This window comes from Geobacillus sp. DSP4a, assembly GCF_013096875.1.
Taxonomy (GTDB): Bacteria; Bacillota; Bacilli; order Bacillales; family Anoxybacillaceae; genus Geobacillus; species Geobacillus thermophilus.
Map to the genome: position 1 here is coordinate 1 of NZ_SDLD01000210.1, position 423 is coordinate 423.

The window sequence follows — 423 nt, forward strand, 5'->3', positions numbered from 1 at the left end:
ATTGTGAGTAATGAAAATTATTCCTTGCTTATCTGTTTTAAGATTGATAAGCCGTATAGACCACAAGGAGGTGCAAATATAAAATGAGAACATATGAAGTTATGTACATCGTACGCCCAAACATTGAGGAAGATGCTAAAAAAGCGTTAGTTGAACGTTTCAACGGTATCTTAGCTACTGAAGGTGAAGAAGTTTTAGAAGCAAAAGACTGGGGTAAACGTCGCCTAGCATATGAAATCAATGATTTCAAAGATGGCTTCTACAACATCGTACGTGTTAAATCTGATAACAACAAAGCTACTGACGAATTCCAACGTCTAGCTAAAATCAGTGACGATATCATTCGTTACATGGTTATTCGTGAAGACGAAGACAAGTAATAATTAGAGGGGGCGTTTAAATGCTAAATAGAGTTGTATTAGT

1 protein-coding gene is annotated in these 423 nt (G+C 35.9%); it reads left to right on the forward strand.

Going from position 1 to position 423, the window contains the following annotated elements; all coding sequences use genetic code 11:
• The first annotated feature begins 83 nt into the window (after window positions 1-83).
• Window positions 84-380: a 30S ribosomal protein S6 gene (gene rpsF / locus ETC02_RS17040; RefSeq protein ID WP_171698486.1), complete on the forward strand. Its 297-nt coding sequence runs from the start codon at window positions 84-86 to the stop codon at window positions 378-380.
• Window positions 381-423 lie beyond the last annotated feature (43 nt).

Coding starts and splice junctions, on each gene's coding strand:
- rpsF (WP_171698486.1), top strand. CDS start 84: ATGAGAACATATGAAGTTATGTACATCGTACGCCCAAACATTGAGGAA.